13 protein-coding genes are annotated in these 14015 nt (G+C 67.8%); 4 read left to right on the top strand and 9 right to left on the bottom strand.

Translation table 11 applies throughout. The annotated features are described in order from the left end of the window. Positions 1–135 precede the first annotated feature (135 nt). A complete protein-coding gene (locus MY55_RS03095; RefSeq protein ID WP_043571718.1) occupies positions 136–1449 on the top strand; it encodes a sodium-dependent transporter in 1314 nt (437 codons plus the stop codon). On the opposite strand, the gene MY55_RS03090 is transcribed toward MY55_RS03095, so the two are convergent. From MY55_RS03090 to MY55_RS03075, 4 genes are all read right to left on the bottom strand, one after another. Continuing rightward, entirely contained in the window at positions 1444–1767 is a 324-nt protein-coding gene (locus MY55_RS03090) for an AzlD domain-containing protein (RefSeq protein WP_043571720.1), read from the bottom strand. The two genes, MY55_RS03095 and MY55_RS03090, sit on opposite strands and share 6 nt — an antisense overlap. Beyond that, positions 1764–2474, bottom strand: a complete 711-nt coding sequence (locus tag MY55_RS03085) for an AzlC family ABC transporter permease (RefSeq protein WP_043571722.1) — start codon at positions 2472–2474, stop codon at positions 1764–1766. Before MY55_RS03085 ends, MY55_RS03090 begins: the two co-directional genes overlap by 4 nt. 96 nt (positions 2475–2570) lie before the next feature. Beyond that, positions 2571–3404: a helix-turn-helix domain-containing protein gene (locus MY55_RS03080; protein ID WP_043571727.1), complete on the bottom strand. Its 834-nt coding sequence runs from the start codon at positions 3402–3404 to the stop codon at positions 2571–2573. A gap of 73 nt (positions 3405–3477) precedes the next feature. Further along, on the bottom strand, positions 3478–4125 hold the full coding sequence (locus tag MY55_RS03075) for a MarC family NAAT transporter (protein ID WP_043571730.1): 648 nt from the start codon (positions 4123–4125) through the stop codon (positions 3478–3480). Between the two features lie 199 nt (positions 4126–4324). Here MY55_RS03075 and MY55_RS03070 point away from each other — a divergent pair, with 199 nt between their 5' ends. The 3 genes from MY55_RS03070 (at position 4325) to dinB (ending at position 6619) form a co-directional block, all read left to right on the top strand. Further along, positions 4325–4786: a copper chaperone PCu(A)C gene (locus MY55_RS03070; RefSeq protein WP_065201952.1), complete on the top strand. Its 462-nt coding sequence runs from the start codon at positions 4325–4327 to the stop codon at positions 4784–4786. A 352-nt stretch (positions 4787–5138) separates the two neighbouring features. Beyond that, positions 5139–5450 carry an Rdx family protein gene (locus tag MY55_RS03065; RefSeq protein WP_047236402.1) on the top strand — a complete coding sequence of 104 codons (312 nt, stop codon included), beginning with the start codon at positions 5139–5141 and terminating at the stop codon, positions 5448–5450. A gap of 11 nt (positions 5451–5461) precedes the next feature. After that, positions 5462–6619 carry a DNA polymerase IV gene (gene dinB, locus MY55_RS03060; RefSeq protein WP_065201951.1) on the top strand — a complete coding sequence of 386 codons (1158 nt, stop codon included), beginning with the start codon at positions 5462–5464 and terminating at the stop codon, positions 6617–6619. Here dinB and MY55_RS03055 read toward each other — a convergent pair. From MY55_RS03055 to mreC, 5 genes are all read right to left on the bottom strand, one after another. Next, a complete protein-coding gene (locus tag MY55_RS03055; protein ID WP_065201950.1) occupies positions 6606–9344 on the bottom strand; it encodes a M16 family metallopeptidase in 2739 nt (912 codons plus the stop codon). The genes dinB and MY55_RS03055 overlap by 14 nt on opposite strands. A gap of 195 nt (positions 9345–9539) precedes the next feature. Continuing rightward, on the bottom strand, positions 9540–10637 hold the full coding sequence (gene rodA, locus MY55_RS03050) for a rod shape-determining protein RodA (RefSeq protein ID WP_043571738.1): 1098 nt from the start codon (positions 10635–10637) through the stop codon (positions 9540–9542). Then, entirely contained in the window at positions 10618–12558 is a 1941-nt protein-coding gene (gene mrdA / locus MY55_RS03045; protein ID WP_047236405.1) for a penicillin-binding protein 2, read from the bottom strand. The genes rodA and mrdA overlap by 20 nt, the downstream gene beginning before the upstream one ends. 14 nt (positions 12559–12572) lie before the next feature. Beyond that, positions 12573–13076, bottom strand: a complete 504-nt coding sequence (gene mreD / locus MY55_RS03040; RefSeq protein ID WP_043571742.1) for a rod shape-determining protein MreD — start codon at positions 13074–13076, stop codon at positions 12573–12575. A gap of 6 nt (positions 13077–13082) precedes the next feature. Then, positions 13083–13991, bottom strand: coding sequence for a rod shape-determining protein MreC (gene mreC, locus MY55_RS03035; protein WP_043571745.1), 909 nt, complete (start codon positions 13989–13991; stop codon positions 13083–13085). Between the last annotated feature and the right edge of the window lie 24 nt (positions 13992–14015).

The raw sequence follows: 14015 nt of genomic DNA, 5'->3' as shown, positions 1-14015 counted from the left end.
AATTGGTGGTGGCGCGGCTAAGCCGGCGCGCCAGGAGTGTTCGTATCCGCTTTCCGGGCCGCCGTCATGGGCGGCCTTGTTGTATCCAGCTTTTCACCCCGTGCGGCGGCAAACTGTTCTGACTCAGGAGTTGTCATGCCGCGCACGCAATGGGGTTCCCGCCTCGGTTTCATTCTGGCTTCGGCCGGCGCCACGGTGGGCCTCGGTTCCATCTGGAAGTTTCCCTACGTCACCGCCATGAACGGCGGCGGCGCGTTTCTGCTGGTGTATCTGGCTTTTACCTTCACCATGGGGCTGGCCCTGCTGCAGGCCGAGCTGGCGCTGGGCCGCGCCGCCGGCTGCGGCGCGGTGGGCGCGTTCGCCCGGCTGGGATCGCCGCGCTGGAAGCTGCTGGGCTACGGCGGCGTGCTGTGCTGCTTCCTGATATTTTCCTTCTACAGCGTAGTCGGCGGCTGGACGCTGGGCTATCTGCTGCGCGCGCTGGACGGCCGGGTGATGAGCGATGACGTCGGCGCGCTGGGCGCCTTGTTCGGCCAGTACGTCGGCAATCCGGCCGAGGCGCTGCTGACCCACGCGCTGTTCGCCGGCCTGACGCTGTTGGTGGTGGCGGGCGGCGTGCAAAAAGGCATCGAACGCATGGGCAAGCTGCTGATGCCCTTGCTGTTCCTGCTGATGCTGGGCCTGATCGCCCGCGCCTTGACCCTGCCCGGCGCGATGGCAGGGGTGGAAGCGTTGTTCCGGCCGGATTTCGCCCGGCTGACGCCGGGCATGCTGGTGGAGGCGCTGGGCCTGGCTTGCTTCTCGCTGTCGGTGGGCGCCGGCTGCATGCTGGCCTACGGCTCCTACCTCGGGCCGGGCACCAGGCTCGGCAATTCCGCGCTGTGGGTGACCGGCCTGACGGCGCTGACCTCGGTGCTGGCCGGTTTGATGATCTTCCCCGCCATCTACGCCTTCGGCCTGAATCCGCAGGCCGGTCCGGGCCTGACTTATATGGTGATGCCGGTGGTGTTCAACCACCTGCCCTACGGCCAGCTGTTCGCCACCGCTTTCTTCGCGCTGCTGCTGATGGCGGCGCTGACTTCGGCGGTGTCGCTGCTGGAGGTGGTGGCCATCCTGCCGATAGACGAGTTCGGCGTCGGCCGGCGCCAGGCGACGCTGGCGGTGACCGCGCTGGCCTTCTTAGCCGGCGTGCCGGCGGCGCTGTCGTTCGGCCCGCTGGCGGATTGCAGGCTGTTCGGCCGCAACGCCTTCGAGCTGATGGACTACGCCGCGTCCAATGTGCTGTTGCCGCTGGGCTGCATCGGCACCGCCTTGTTCGCCGGGCGCGTGGCGTGGCCGGCGGTGCGGGACGAGCTGCGGCTGTCCGCGCCGGCTGCGCTGCTGATGCGCGTCGCCTGCCGCTGGCTGGCGCCGCTGCTGATAGGCCTGGTGTTGGCCTACAACCTATAGCAGCCAGCGCAGCGCGCCGTAGACGGCGAAGCTGACCACGATGGCCAGCAGCGTTTTGCCGTTTTTCCAGGCCACGGCGATGGCGACGATGGTGCCGGCCAGATAGGCGTTATGCCAGGACAGGTCTATGGTTCCGGCGGGCGCCAGCGCCATCGGCGCCACCAGCGCCGACAGCACCGCCGCCGGCACGTAGTGCAGCGCGCGGTTCAGCCAGCCGGGAAAGGCCAGCCGCTGGCCGAAGACCAGGAAGCTGGCGCGTATCGCCAGCGTGGCGGCCAGCATGCCGATGATGGCCGCCCAGTGTTGCCATGAGTTCATGCCGCCTCCCGTTTCTGTCCGCGTTCCAGCAGCATGCCGGCGGCGACGCCGGCCAGCGCCGCCAGCATCAGGTCCAGCTTGTAGGGCAGGCCGCGCGCCAGCAGCGCCACCGCGCCGGCCGCCAGCGCCGCGGCCAGCGTCGGCCGCTTCTTCAGCTGCGGCGCGACGATGGCGGCGAAGGTGGCCACCATCGCGAAATCCAGCCCCAATTGGTCCAGCCCCGGCACCGAGCGCCCCAGCGCCACGCCGGCCAGCGTCCATAGCTGCCAGTTCAGATACATCGACAGCGACGATCCCAGCCAATACCACTGGCCGCCGTCCGCGCCCAGGCTGCGGAAGCGGTGCTCCACCACGGCGAAGGTCTCGTCGGTGAGCCAGAACGCCAGCGGCCAGCGCCAGGCCAGCGGCCATGGCCGCGCGTAGGGCAGCAGCGTGGCGCTGTACAGCGCGTGGCGCAGGTTGACGACGAAGGTGGTCAGCCAGATCACCGGCAGGGCGGCGCCGGCGGAAACCAGGCTGACGGCGATGAACTGCGAGGAACCGGCGAAGACCAGTAGCGACATCGCCGCCGTGGCGGCGGGCGACAGTCCGGCGGCGATGGCCAGGGTGCCGAAGATCACGCCGAACGGCGCCGCGCCCACCATCATCGGGATGGTGTCGCGCGCGCCGTCCAGCAGCCAGCGGCGGCGGTCGGATAAGGAAGGCATGGATGAATCCTGCGTGCGGCGGGGCCGGACATCGGCCCTTTGTTCCTGATGATGGAGCAGGCCGCCCTGCCTGTCTTGAACGATTTTGCGGGCGGCTCAGCGGGGGCGCGCGCCCACGGCCTTTTGATAGGCGGCCGGCGTGACGCCCAGCGTCTGCTGAAACGCGCGGGTCAGGTGCGGCTGGTCGGCGAAGCCCAGTTCCAGCGCCGCCGCGCCGGGCCGCATGCCGGCCGCCAGCAGCTTGCGGGCGCGCGCCACCCGCAGCTGGTTGCGCCAGGCCACCGGCGGCAGGCCGGTCTCGCGCTTGAACAGGCGGCACAATTGCCACGGCGACAAGCCGACCGCCGCCGCCAGCTGCTGCAGCGAGTGGTTGGCGGCGGGATCGTCGGCCAGCATCTGCCTGACGGTTTCCACGGGGCCGGGGGCGGATGCCGGCTCGTCCGGGCGCAGCCGCATGTATTTGACCAACACCTCGCTGAACACCGCGGCCAGCGCCGATTCGCGCCGCAAGGCGTCGCGGCTGTCGCGCAGCAGCAGGTGCAGGCTGTCCAGCCGGCGCGCGAGGCCGGGGTCGACGACGACGGTGTCGCGGAAATAGGGCAGGCCGGCCTTGCCGTTCAGGTCGGCGGCCAGCCGGCCCATCATGTCGACGCCGGGATAGAAGCCGCGGTAGGCCCAGCCGTTTTCGTGCGCGGTCTCGCCGGTGTGCACTTCGCCGGGGTTGATCAGCACCAGCGCGCCGACGCCGGCGCGGTGCAGGCCGCCGCGGTGGCGGTAGGACTGCGCGCCCAGGGTCAGCGTGTTGACGACGAATTGTTCATGGAAGTGGGGCGGGAAGGTCCGCTCGGCGTATTGCGCGTCCAGGCATTCCAGCGCGCCGAGGTCGTCGGCGCGGAACAGCTCGGAGCGTTCGGCGGAAGAGGCGGGCATGGCGCGGACCTGCGGTGGAGATCCGCCCATTGTGGCAGAGGCGGCGCGGCTTGTGCGCGCCGGCTTGTCTGGCTTAGGAGCCGGCCATGAAGGTGCGGATGCCGGAACCGACGAACTGCACGCCGATGCAGATCAGCAAAAAGCCCATCAGCCGCGTCATCACCTCGCGGCCGCCGCGGCCCAGCCGGGCCGAGATCAGCTGCGACGACTTCAGCGTCAGCCACATGCCGGCGCAGGTCAGGCCGATGGCGGCGAAGGTCATCGCGAAGGCCAGCGCCTTGGCCGGCAGCGTGGTCAGTTCGGCGATCTCGGTGGAGATGCCGATCACCACCGCGATGGTGCCGGGGCCGCTGATGCCGGGCATCGCCAGCGGGAAGAACGCGTAGTCCTCGCGTTCGCCCGATTGCTTGGGCGTCTGGCCAGGGTCTTGCGACAGGAACAGCATCCGGTAGCCCAGCACCGCCACCACGAAGCCGCCGGCGATGCGCAGCGCGCCGTAGGAAATGCCGAAGGCAGCCATGATCAGGTTGCCGGCCAGCAGGCTCACCACCATGATGGCGGCGGCGAACACGCAGGCGCGGCGGGCCTGGCTGGCGCGGCCGGCATCGCTCATCTCGCGGGTCAGCGTGATGAACAGGGGAATCTTGGACAGCGGGTTGGTGATGGTGATCAGGCTGAGCAGACCGCCAAACAGGAATTGCAGCGACAACGTTTTGAACATGATGCGGGGCCGATTGAATAGCCTGTCGATTGTAGAGCGTTCCGCCAGCGCCGGATAGCGCGCGCCCGCGCTTTAAACCAGCGGCATGGCGGGGTGTGGCAGCCGCGCCGACGCCTGCGACATTTTGCCGCGCCGCCCGCGCGCCCGGCCATGGTAAAGTGGCGCGGTTTTCCCTTCCCCATCGATCATGGAGCCCGCGATGAAACGTTTCGCCGCCGCCTTGTTCGGCCTGTGCCTGTCCGGCCTGGCCGCCGCCCATTCCTTCCAGCTGGGCGACATCCACATCGGCCATCCGTGGAGCCGCGCGATGCCGGCGACCAGTCCCACCGGCGGCGTCTACCTGTCGCTGAAGAACCAGGGCAAGACCGAAGACAAGCTGGTGTCGGCCAGCACCCCGCGCGCGGAAGCCGCCGAACTGCACACCCACGTCAACGACAACGGCGTGATGCGGATGCGCAAGGTGGAAGGCGGCGTGGCGATCGCGCCGGGCCAGACCGTGAAATTCGCCCCGGGCAGCTACCACGTGATGCTGATGGGCCTGAAGCAGCCGCTGAACAAGGGCGACCACTTCCCGCTGACGCTGAAGTTCGAGAAGGCCGGCAGCGTCACCGTGGACGTGGTGGTGCAGGACGGCGGCGAAGGCGACAGCCACAGCCACTGAGCGTTGGCGCATTGATGGACAGCGGCTGCCCCGGCGGGCAAGCCGCTGTTTTTATTCGTCTTGCCGCGGCGTTGCGCCGAAGTTACATGGTGCTTTGCAGCAACTGTCCGTCCCGGGAGCATTCGCTTTACACCCGCGGCGGCGCTCGGCACACTGGCACCGGGTAATGAGTTTTGAACAAGACGTCATCACCGGCCGCCGGCTCCCGAAACTGGTTTTGCGCCAAGTCTGCCTATAAAAGAGAAACGATGGAGGAGCGGGTGTTCCACACCCGACAACAAGCTACAAGACAGGGGGCCGGCGTCGTTTTTCTGCGGTATGCTGTGCTTTTGTCCCGCCATCGACTTTCGTCATGACCACCTCCGTTTCCTCCCCGCTTCCCGCCGCCTTGCCCCGGGTCGTCATCCACTATTGCACCGGTTGCCGCTGGCTGCTGCGCGCCGGCTGGCTGGCGCAGGAGCTGCTGACCACCTTTGAGAAAGAGTTGACCGAAGTGGCGCTGCGTCCCGGCAGCGGCGGCGTGTTCCGCGTCGAGGTGGACGGCGAATTGCTGTGGGACCGCAAGGCGGAAGACGGCTTTCCCGAGCTGAAAATCCTCAAGCAGCGGCTGCGCGACCGCATCGCGCCGGACAAGGCGCTGGGCCACAGCGACCGCCAATCCTGACTTCCGCCGCGATGAACGCCCCGCTGCGCAAGATCATCCACGTCGATTGCGACTGCTTCTACGCCGCCATCGAAATGCGCGACGACCCCAGCCTGCGCGAAGTGCCGCTGGCGGTGGGCGGGCGGCCGGAGACGCGCGGCGTGATCGCCACCTGCAATTACATCGCGCGCCGTTACGGCGTGCATTCGGCGATGTCGTCGGCGCGCGCGCTCAGGCTGTGCCCGGAGTTGGTGATCCTGCCGCCGGACATGGCGCGCTACCGGCTGGCCAGCCAGCAGATCATGGCCATTTACCAGCGCTACACCGAGGTGATCGAGCCCTTGTCGCTGGACGAGGCCTATCTGGACGTCACCGGCCAGCCGCACGAGCAGGGCAGCGCCACGCTGATGGCCGAGGCGATCCGCCGCCAGATCCGCGAAGAGGTGGGCATCACCGCCTCGGCCGGCATCGCGCCCAACAAATTCCTGGCCAAGGTGGCCAGCGACTGGAACAAGCCCGACGGCCAGTTCCTGGTGCGGCCGCGCGACATCGACGCCTTCGTCGCGCTGCTGCCGGTGGAGAAGGTGCACGGCGTCGGCCGGGTCACCGCCGAGCGCCTGCACCGGCTGGGCATCCGCAGCTGCGGCGACCTCAGGCGCTGGACCGCGGCCGACCTGTTCCGCCATTTCGGCCGTTTCGGCGAACAGCTGCTGGCGATGGCGCAGGGGGTGGACAACCGCCCGGTGTCGACCGACCGCAGCCGCAAATCCATCAGCGTCGAGGAAACCTACGCGCAGGACCTGCCGGATCTCGCCAGCTGCCTGGGGCGGCTGGCGGAGCTGGTGGACCGGCTGCAGGCGCGGCTGGCGCGCAACGGCAATCCCGAATTCAAGGGCCTGTCGGTGAAACTGAAGTTCGACGATTTCACCCAGACCACGGTGGAGCAGCCCGGCTACGCGCTGGGGATGGCGGCCTTCGGCCAGCTGCTGCGCACCGGCTTCGCCCGCGGCGCGCGGCCGGTGCGGCTGGTGGGAGTGGGGGTGAAGCTGGCGGACGAGCACGACCTGCCGCGCCAGCTGCGGCTGTTCGGCCGCGACGGCCGGCCGCTGCCGGACACCCAGCCGGACGGCCAGGCCGAGCTCTCCGCCGATGCCCAGCCGGACGGCGGCGGCCCGGCTAGTCGCGCTTGAGCGCCGCCGGCGCCTTGGCGGCGAAATCGCCGGCGTAGACCTCCACCAGGCTTGCCGGTTTCAGGTAACGGCGCAGCGCGGCGTTGACGTCGGCCGGCGTGGCCTGCTGCAGCTTCCGCTCCAGCGCCGCCTGGAACGCCATGTCGCGCCCTTGGTCCAGCTGTTGGCTGAGCATGCGGCTGAGGGTGTCGTCCTGCGCCCGGGCCAGTTGCGCCGATTGCAGCAGCGAGCGCTTGGCGTCGGCCACTTCCTGCGCGCTGACGCCGTCGCGCAGCAGCCGCGCCAGCTCCTCGCCGACGCCGTGCTGCAGCTTGGCCAGGTTTTGCGGCGCGTAGATCGCGTACAGCTGCCAGCTGGCCACCGGCTGGCGGCTGTCGACGCTCAGCGCGCTGCCGGCGCCGTAGCTCAGGCCGTCCTGCTGGCGCAGGCGCTGGAACAGCCGCGACTGGCTTTCGCCGCCCAGGATGTGGTTGGCCAGCAGCAGCGCCGGGTAGTCGTCGTCGGTATCCTGCACCGCCAGCGGCAGCGCGGCCAGGTAAGCGGCATTGGCCTTGTCGGCGATCTGCAGCAGCTGCCGGCCGGCTTGCGGTTGCGGCAGCTTGTCGTCCAGCCGGCGATAAGGCGCCGCGCTGCGCCAGTCGCCGAAGCGCTGGTTAAGCTGGCGGCCGATGGCGTCGGCGTCGAAATCGCCGACCAGCGCCAGCCGCGCCTGGCCCGCGCCGTAGAAGCCGCGGTGGAAGCGCCGCAGTTGCTCCAGGCCGACCGCGTTCAGCTCGGCCAGCTCTTCGTCCAGCGCCGGGACATGGCGGATGTCGCCGGCGGGGTAGCGGTTGAGCCGCTGGCCTAGCGCGCGCGCCGCCTGCGCCTGCGGGTTGTCGCGCAGCGCCGCCAGCCGGGTGCGGTTGGCCTCGCGCAGCTTGTCGAATTCGGCGGGCGGGAAGCTGGGCTCGCGCAGCAGCCGGGCGATCAGGTCTATCAGCTGCGGCAGGGTGTCGCGCTGGCTGGTGAAGCCGACGCGCACTTCCTGGCCGCTGCCGCTGATCTGCAGCGAGGACTTGAGCTGTTCGATGCGGTTGGCGATGTCGGCCTGGCTGAGGCCGGCCGCGCCCTTGTCCAGCATGGCGGCGGTCAGCCGGCTGGCCAGGCGTTGGCCGGCCAGGCCTTCGGCATCGCCGAAGGCGAAGCTGAAATAGCCGCTGACGGCGTGGCCGCGGGTTTGTTTCGGCAGCAGCGCGGCCTCTGCGCCATTGTCCAGCGTCAGTTTGCGGCTGCGCTGCTCGATATTGGCCGGGCTGGGGTCGAAGTTTTCGCCTTGGGCCAGCGCCGGCTTGCCCTGGTAATCCTTGACCATCGCGGCGACGTCCGGCGCGGGCGGAATCACGCTGCGGTCGGGATGCGGGGTCGGCAGGTATTCGCCCAGCGTGCGGTTGCTGGGCTTCAGGTAGTTCTCCGCCACCCTTTGCACGTCGGCCACGGTCAGCCGCTCGATGCGGTCGCGCTCGAGGAAGAACAGCCGCCAGTCGCCCAGCGCGATGGCTTCGGTCAGCGCCAGGCTCAGCGCCTGCGGGTCGCTGACCGTTTGCTCGAACTGGTTGAGCCAGGCGGCGCGGGCGCGGTCCAGCTCGGCCTGGACGATGGGATGGCGGCGGATGTCTTCCAGCGTGGCCAGCATGACGCGGCGCGCCTCGGCCGGCTTTTGCCCCTTGGACAGCGTGGCCCAGTACGACACGTAGCCGGGCTCGGCCAGCGCCGGGCTCAGCGCCGACACCTTGACCGCGTGGCGGCCGTCGACCAGCGCCTGGTACAGCCGGCCGCTGGGGGCGTTGGTCAGGATGTGGTCCAGCGCCTGCAGCGCCGCCCAGTCCGGATGGCTGCCGGCCGAAGCGTGGTAGAGCGCGGCCAGCAGCGTGGTGTCGCCGGCGCGGCGGACCGTCACCTTGCGCGCGCCGTCGCGCTGGGGCTCTTCGGTCCAGGTGGGCGTCAGCGCGCGCGCCGGGCGCGGCACGGCGCCCAGGCTGTCACGCGTCAGCGCCAGCGCGCGCGCCGGGTCGAAGCGGCCGCTGATCACCAGCACCGCGTTGTCCGGCTGGTAATACTTGCGGTAGAAGGCGCGCAGATTGTCGATGCGCACCTTTTCCACGTCGGAGCGGGCGCCTATGGTGTTGTGGCCGTAGTTGTGCCAGTCGAAGCTGACCGCCGTCAGCTGCTTCCACAGCGCGCGGAACGGGTCGCTTTCGCCCATCTCCATTTCATTGCGCACAACCGAGAACTCGCGGTCCAGGTCTGCGCGGGCGATGCGGCTGTCCGTCATGCGGTCGGCCTCCATCCGCAGCGCCCAGGCCAGGTTGTCGTCGTCGGCGGGGAAGGTTTCGAAGTAGTTGGTGCGGTCGAGGAAGGTGGTGGCGTTGGCCTGCATGCCGCGGCGCGACAGCTCGTCCATCACGTTGGCGATGCGCGTGGTGCCCTTGAACATCATGTGTTCGAGCAGGTGGGCCATGCCGGTTTCGCCATAGCTTTCGTGGCGGCTGCCGACCAGGTAGGTCAGGTTGACGGTGATGGCGGCCTGGGAGGCGTCCGGCGCCAGCAATAGGCGCAGGCCGTTGTCCAGCCGGTATTCGCTGACGCCTTCCACGCTGGCGTAAGGGGCGGGCAATGCGGCGGCGCGGGCGGGAGCGGCCTGGCTCACGGCCAGGGCCAGCAGCAGGCCCAGGGTTTGGATTCGCATGGTCTGACTCCGCGGCGCTCCCGGCGGGAGGCCGCTTGGGCAAGTGAATGGCGGGATGGCGAAGTGTATATGATGTGAAGTTTGATTTGAATAAATTGACAGCTAATTGTCATTATTATGGTGGTTGCAACACACCATATGGACGCGAAGCGAAGGGATTTGGTTCCGGCGCGGCGGCCGGAACCGGAGGCAAGCTTACAGCCGGCGCAGATTGCTGATGCCCATCAGCATGCCCATGCCGATGAACAGCGTGACGGTGGCGGTGCCGCCGTAGGACATGAAGGGCAGCGGCACGCCGACCACCGGCAGGATGCCGGACACCATGCCCATGTTGACGAAGGCGTAGACGAAGAAGGACATGGTGATCGACGCCGCCATCAGCCGGCCGTACAGGGTCTGGGCGCTGGCGGTGATCATCATCGCGCGGCTGAGGATCAGCAGGTACAGCGCCAGCAGCACCACGTTGCCGGCCAGGCCGAACTCCTCGGAATACACGGCGAAGATGAAGTCGGTGGTGCGTTCCGGGATGTAGTCGAGGTGGGTTTGGGTGCCGTTGAGCCAGCCCTTGCCCCACGGTCCGCCGGAGCCGATGGCGATCATCGACTGGATGATGTGGTAGCCGGTGCCCAGCGGGTCGGTGGTGGGGTCGATCAGGGTCAGCACCCGCTTGCGCTGGTAGTCGTGCAGATGGTTCCACACCAGGGGCAGGCTGGCGGCGAACATCACCGCGCCGGCCAGGATCACCTTCCACGGCAGGCCGGCGAAGAACAGCACGAACAGGCCGGCGGCGGCGATCAGCAGCGTGGTGCCGAGGTCGGGCTGCTTGAGCACCAGCGCGCTGGGAATGGCGATCAGCAGCGCCGCGATCAGGTAATGCCACCAGCGCAATGACAGTTCGTATTTCTGGAAGAACCAGGCCAGCATCATCGGCAGCGCGATCTTGAGGATTTCCGACGGCTGGATGCGGGTGACGCCCAGGTTCAGCCAGCGGGTGGAGCCGTTGACGGTGATGCCCTTGAAATGCACCGCCACCAATAGCAGCACGCCCAGCACGTAGATCGGCGGCGCGAAGTTCATCACGCTTTGCGGCCGCATGCGGGCGATCAGCCACATCACCAGCAGCGACAGCACGGTATAGGCCAGCTTGTTGTCTATCTTGTCGAAGGACTGGTTGTTGGCGGAGTACAGCAGCACCATGCTGACCGCGAAGATCAGCCCCAGGAACAGCATCATCCAGCCGTCCAGCGGCTCCTTGATCTGCAGCCAGATGCGCTTAATCAGGGGTGTCTTCATGCGTGTCCCCGTTTTCCATCGGTACGGTCTTGAGCAGGCCGGCCAGGTCGGTCGGCACCTTGCCCAGCAGGTAGTAATCGAACAGGCCGCGCGCCACCGGCGCGGCGGCGGCGGCGCCGAAACCGGCGTTTTCGACGATGATGGCCACCGCGATCTTGGGTTTTTCCACCGGGGCGAAGGCGATGAACCAGCTGTGGTCGCGGTATTGCTCGGCCAGCGCGGCGGCGTTGTACTTGGCGCCCTGCTTGATCGCCACCACCTGCGCGGTGCCGGTCTTGCCGGCCATCGAATACTTCAGGCCGACGCCGACGCGGGCGCCGGTGCCCGAGATCATCACGTTGTGCATGCCTTCCTTGATGTAGTCGAAGTACTCCTGCGGATAGGGCAGCTGCCGGACCGGCGCCGGTTCGATCTGGCGCACCTGGCCGGTTTTGGAGTCCACCACCTGCTGCACCAGGTGCGGTTTGAACACCTGGCCGTTGTTGGCCATGATGGCGGTGGCGTTGGCCATCTGCAGCGGGGTGTAGGCGTTGAAGCCCTGGCCGATGCCGATGCTGACCACGTCGGCCGGATACCAGCGCCGCACCTCGGGCTTGTAGCGGGCGAAACGCTTGGCCTTCCATTCCTTGCTCGGCAGCACGCCGCTGGCCTCGCCATCCAGGTCGATGCCGGTCTTGCTGCCCAGGCCGAAGGAGCCGACCACCGGGTGGATCTTGTCTATGCCCATGTCCCAGGCCAGCTTGTAGAAGAAGGTGTCGCTGGAGACGGTGATGGCGCGCTGCAGGTTGACCATGCCATTGCCGCCCTTCTTGCTGTCGCGGAACTGGTGGCTGGAGCCGGGCAGCGTGAAATAGCCGGGCGCCGGACGGATGTCGTGCAGGCCTATGCTGTGGGTGGTGAGGGCCGCCATCGCCATGAAGGGCTTGAAGGTGGAGCCGGGCGGATAGGTGCCGCGCAGCGCGCGGTTGACCAGCGGCTTCTGCCAGTCGCTGTTGAGCGCGGCCCAGGTCTGGCTGTCGATGCCGTCGATGAACAGGCTGGGGTCGAAGCCGGGTTTGGACAGGAAGGCCAGCACGCCGCCGGTGGACGGGTCTATCGCCACCAGCGCGCCGCGGCGCTCGCCGAACAGCTTGTCGGCCATTTCCTGCAGCCGGATGTCCAGCGCCAGCTTCAGCGTGTTGCCGTTGACTGGCGGCGTGCGGCGCAGGCTGCGCACCGCGCGGCCGCCGGAGTCGGTTTCCATTTCCTCGAAGCCGACCTGGCCGTGCAGGTCTTCCTCGTACACCGCTTCCAGGCCGGTCTTGCCGATGTAGTTGCTGCCCTTGTAATTGGTGGTCTTGTCCTCGTCGGCGAGGCGTTCCTGGTCTTTCTGGTTGATGCGGCCGATGTAGCCCAGCACGTGGCTGGTCATTTCCTTGTACGGATAGTCGCGGAACAGCCTGGCCTTCACTTCGACGCCGGGAAACTGCCAGGCGTTGGCCGCCACCCGGGCGGCTTCCTCGTCGGTGAGCTTCACCTTCAGCGGAATGGCTTCGAAATTCTTGCTTTCGGCCAGCAGCTTCTTGAACAGCTTCTCGTCGCGCGGGCTGACGTCGGCCAGCTTCTTCAGCTTGTCTATGGTGGCGGCGAGGTCGGGAATCTTGCTCGGCGTCAGCTCCAGCGTGTAGGCGGAGTAGTTCTGCGCCAGCACGATGCCGTTGCGGTCGAGGATCAGGCCGCGGTTGGGCAGGATGGGCACCAGCGAAATGCGGTTGTTCTGCGCCAGCGTGGAGAAATGGTCGTGCTGCAGCACCTGCAGCCAGACGAAGCGGGCCAGAAGGAGCAGGAACATCAGGATGATCAGGCCGTAGGCGATGATCAGCCGCAGCTGAAACTCTTCTTCTTCAGTTTGCGGATTCTTGAAACGGGCGGGGCGGCGCATGGATCAGGCGGGTCTCATACCGAGTGGTGGCGATAGGGAATCAACATCAGCTTGGTCAACAGCGGCCACAGCAGCGCCCCTATCAGCGGCGGCAGGAAATAGCTCCAGCCGACGAAAGCGGAGCCGGTCAGCATCCGCACCACCACCATGATGATCTGGTTGGTCAGCATCAGGCCCAGCACCACCAGCGCCTGCTGCCCCAGGTTGAACATCACCAGCTGGCGCTGGCGGCTCAAGGCGAGAAAGGCGGTGACCGAATAGGCCAGCGCGTGCTGGCCGAACAGGCCGGCGGTGGACACGTCGGCGATGATGCCCATCATGAAGGCGATGCCGATGTTGACGCGGCGCGGCTGGTTGATCACCCAGTACAGGATCAAGAGGCCGATGAAATCGGGCAGCCAGCGGGTGCTGCCATGCGGCAGCGGCACCAGTTCGACCAGCACCGCGGCGACGAAGGTGAGCAGGATGAAGCGGCGCTTGACCGGCTTGAGCAATTCCTTGGGACGGTCCAACGACATCGGGGTCTACTCCTCGGCGGCGGCCTTTCTGCCGCCCCTGGTCTTTTTCTCTACAATCGCCGGCGCCTCGGCCGGGCGGGCGCGGGTTTCGCGGGCCTGCAGCACCAGCACGTAGCGGGTTTGCTGCACGCCGGCCAGCGGCACGGTGCTGACGCGGGTGAAGGCGGCGCCGGGATTGCGCTCCACCTTGCTCACCACCGCCACCGGAATGCCTTCCGGGAACAGCCCGTCCAGGCCGGAAGTCACCACCTGGTCGTTTTCCTTCACATCGGAGCTTTGCGGCAGATAGCGCAGCTCGACGCCGCCACCATAACCATAGAGGATGGCGCGCTCGCCGGTGCGGGCGATCATCACCGGCACCATCTGGTTCTTGTCGATGACCAGCGTCACCTCGGCGGTCAGCGGCTGCACCCGCGTCACCTGGCCCAAGAGGCCGCGCGGGTCAACCACCGGCTGGCCGGCCTGCAGCTTGGCGTCGTCGCCCTTGTCGATGATGATCTTGTACGAGAACGGGTCGCGGCCGGTGTACAGCGTCTCGGCGATCTGCGCCGAGTCGTCGCGCTGGGCGCGGATGGCGTTCAACGCGCGCAATTCGTTCAGCTCGCGCTCCAGCGTCTGCAGCCGCGACAGCTGCGCCGACATCTGCAGCTGGCGGGTGCGCAGCTCGGTGTTTTCCTGCTTCAGCTCGGTCTGGGAGGTCAGGTAGTCGCCGGCGTGGCGCACCGCCTGCGCCGGCAGGTTGACCGCGCGCTGCACCGGGTACAGCGCCAGCGACAGGGCTTCCCGCGCTTGTTCCATCAGGCCGTAGTGGCTGTCGCCTATCAATAGCGCGATCGAGGCCACTGCGCTCATCGCCAGGCGCGCAGCCGGAGGCGGCCCGGAGCGGAAAAAGCTGGGGGTGTTGGCGAAATCCATGGCCACAACCGCCGCGCCTTGACG

Source organism: Chromobacterium subtsugae, assembly GCF_001676875.1.
Classification (GTDB): domain Bacteria; phylum Pseudomonadota; class Gammaproteobacteria; order Burkholderiales; family Chromobacteriaceae; genus Chromobacterium; species Chromobacterium subtsugae.
Note: the sequence above shows the minus strand (reverse complement) of the source record. Positions and strands in the feature narration are given on the sequence as shown.

Bases quoted from the DNA above. Each gene is read 5' to 3' on its own strand.
- MY55_RS03085 (WP_043571722.1), bottom strand. From the start codon at position 2,474: ATGCCTTCCTTATCCGACCGCCGCCGCTGGCTGCTGGACGGCGCGCGC.
- MY55_RS03090 (WP_043571720.1), bottom strand. From the start codon at position 1,767: ATGAACTCATGGCAACACTGGGCGGCCATCATCGGCATGCTGGCCGCC.
- MY55_RS03080 (WP_043571727.1), bottom strand. From the start codon at position 3,404: ATGCCCGCCTCTTCCGCCGAACGCTCCGAGCTGTTCCGCGCCGACGAC.
- MY55_RS03055 (WP_065201950.1), bottom strand. From the start codon at position 9,344: ATGCGAATCCAAACCCTGGGCCTGCTGCTGGCCCTGGCCGTGAGCCAG.
- MY55_RS03070 (WP_065201952.1), top strand. From the start codon at position 4,325: ATGAAACGTTTCGCCGCCGCCTTGTTCGGCCTGTGCCTGTCCGGCCTG.
- mreD (WP_043571742.1), bottom strand. From the start codon at position 13,076: ATGTCGTTGGACCGTCCCAAGGAATTGCTCAAGCCGGTCAAGCGCCGC.
- MY55_RS03095 (WP_043571718.1), top strand. From the start codon at position 136: ATGCCGCGCACGCAATGGGGTTCCCGCCTCGGTTTCATTCTGGCTTCG.
- mrdA (WP_047236405.1), bottom strand. From the start codon at position 12,558: ATGCGCCGCCCCGCCCGTTTCAAGAATCCGCAAACTGAAGAAGAAGAG.
- rodA (WP_043571738.1), bottom strand. From the start codon at position 10,637: ATGAAGACACCCCTGATTAAGCGCATCTGGCTGCAGATCAAGGAGCCG.
- MY55_RS03065 (WP_047236402.1), top strand. From the start codon at position 5,139: ATGACCACCTCCGTTTCCTCCCCGCTTCCCGCCGCCTTGCCCCGGGTC.
- dinB (WP_065201951.1), top strand. From the start codon at position 5,462: ATGAACGCCCCGCTGCGCAAGATCATCCACGTCGATTGCGACTGCTTC.
- MY55_RS03075 (WP_043571730.1), bottom strand. From the start codon at position 4,125: ATGTTCAAAACGTTGTCGCTGCAATTCCTGTTTGGCGGTCTGCTCAGC.
- mreC (WP_043571745.1), bottom strand. From the start codon at position 13,991: ATGGATTTCGCCAACACCCCCAGCTTTTTCCGCTCCGGGCCGCCTCCG.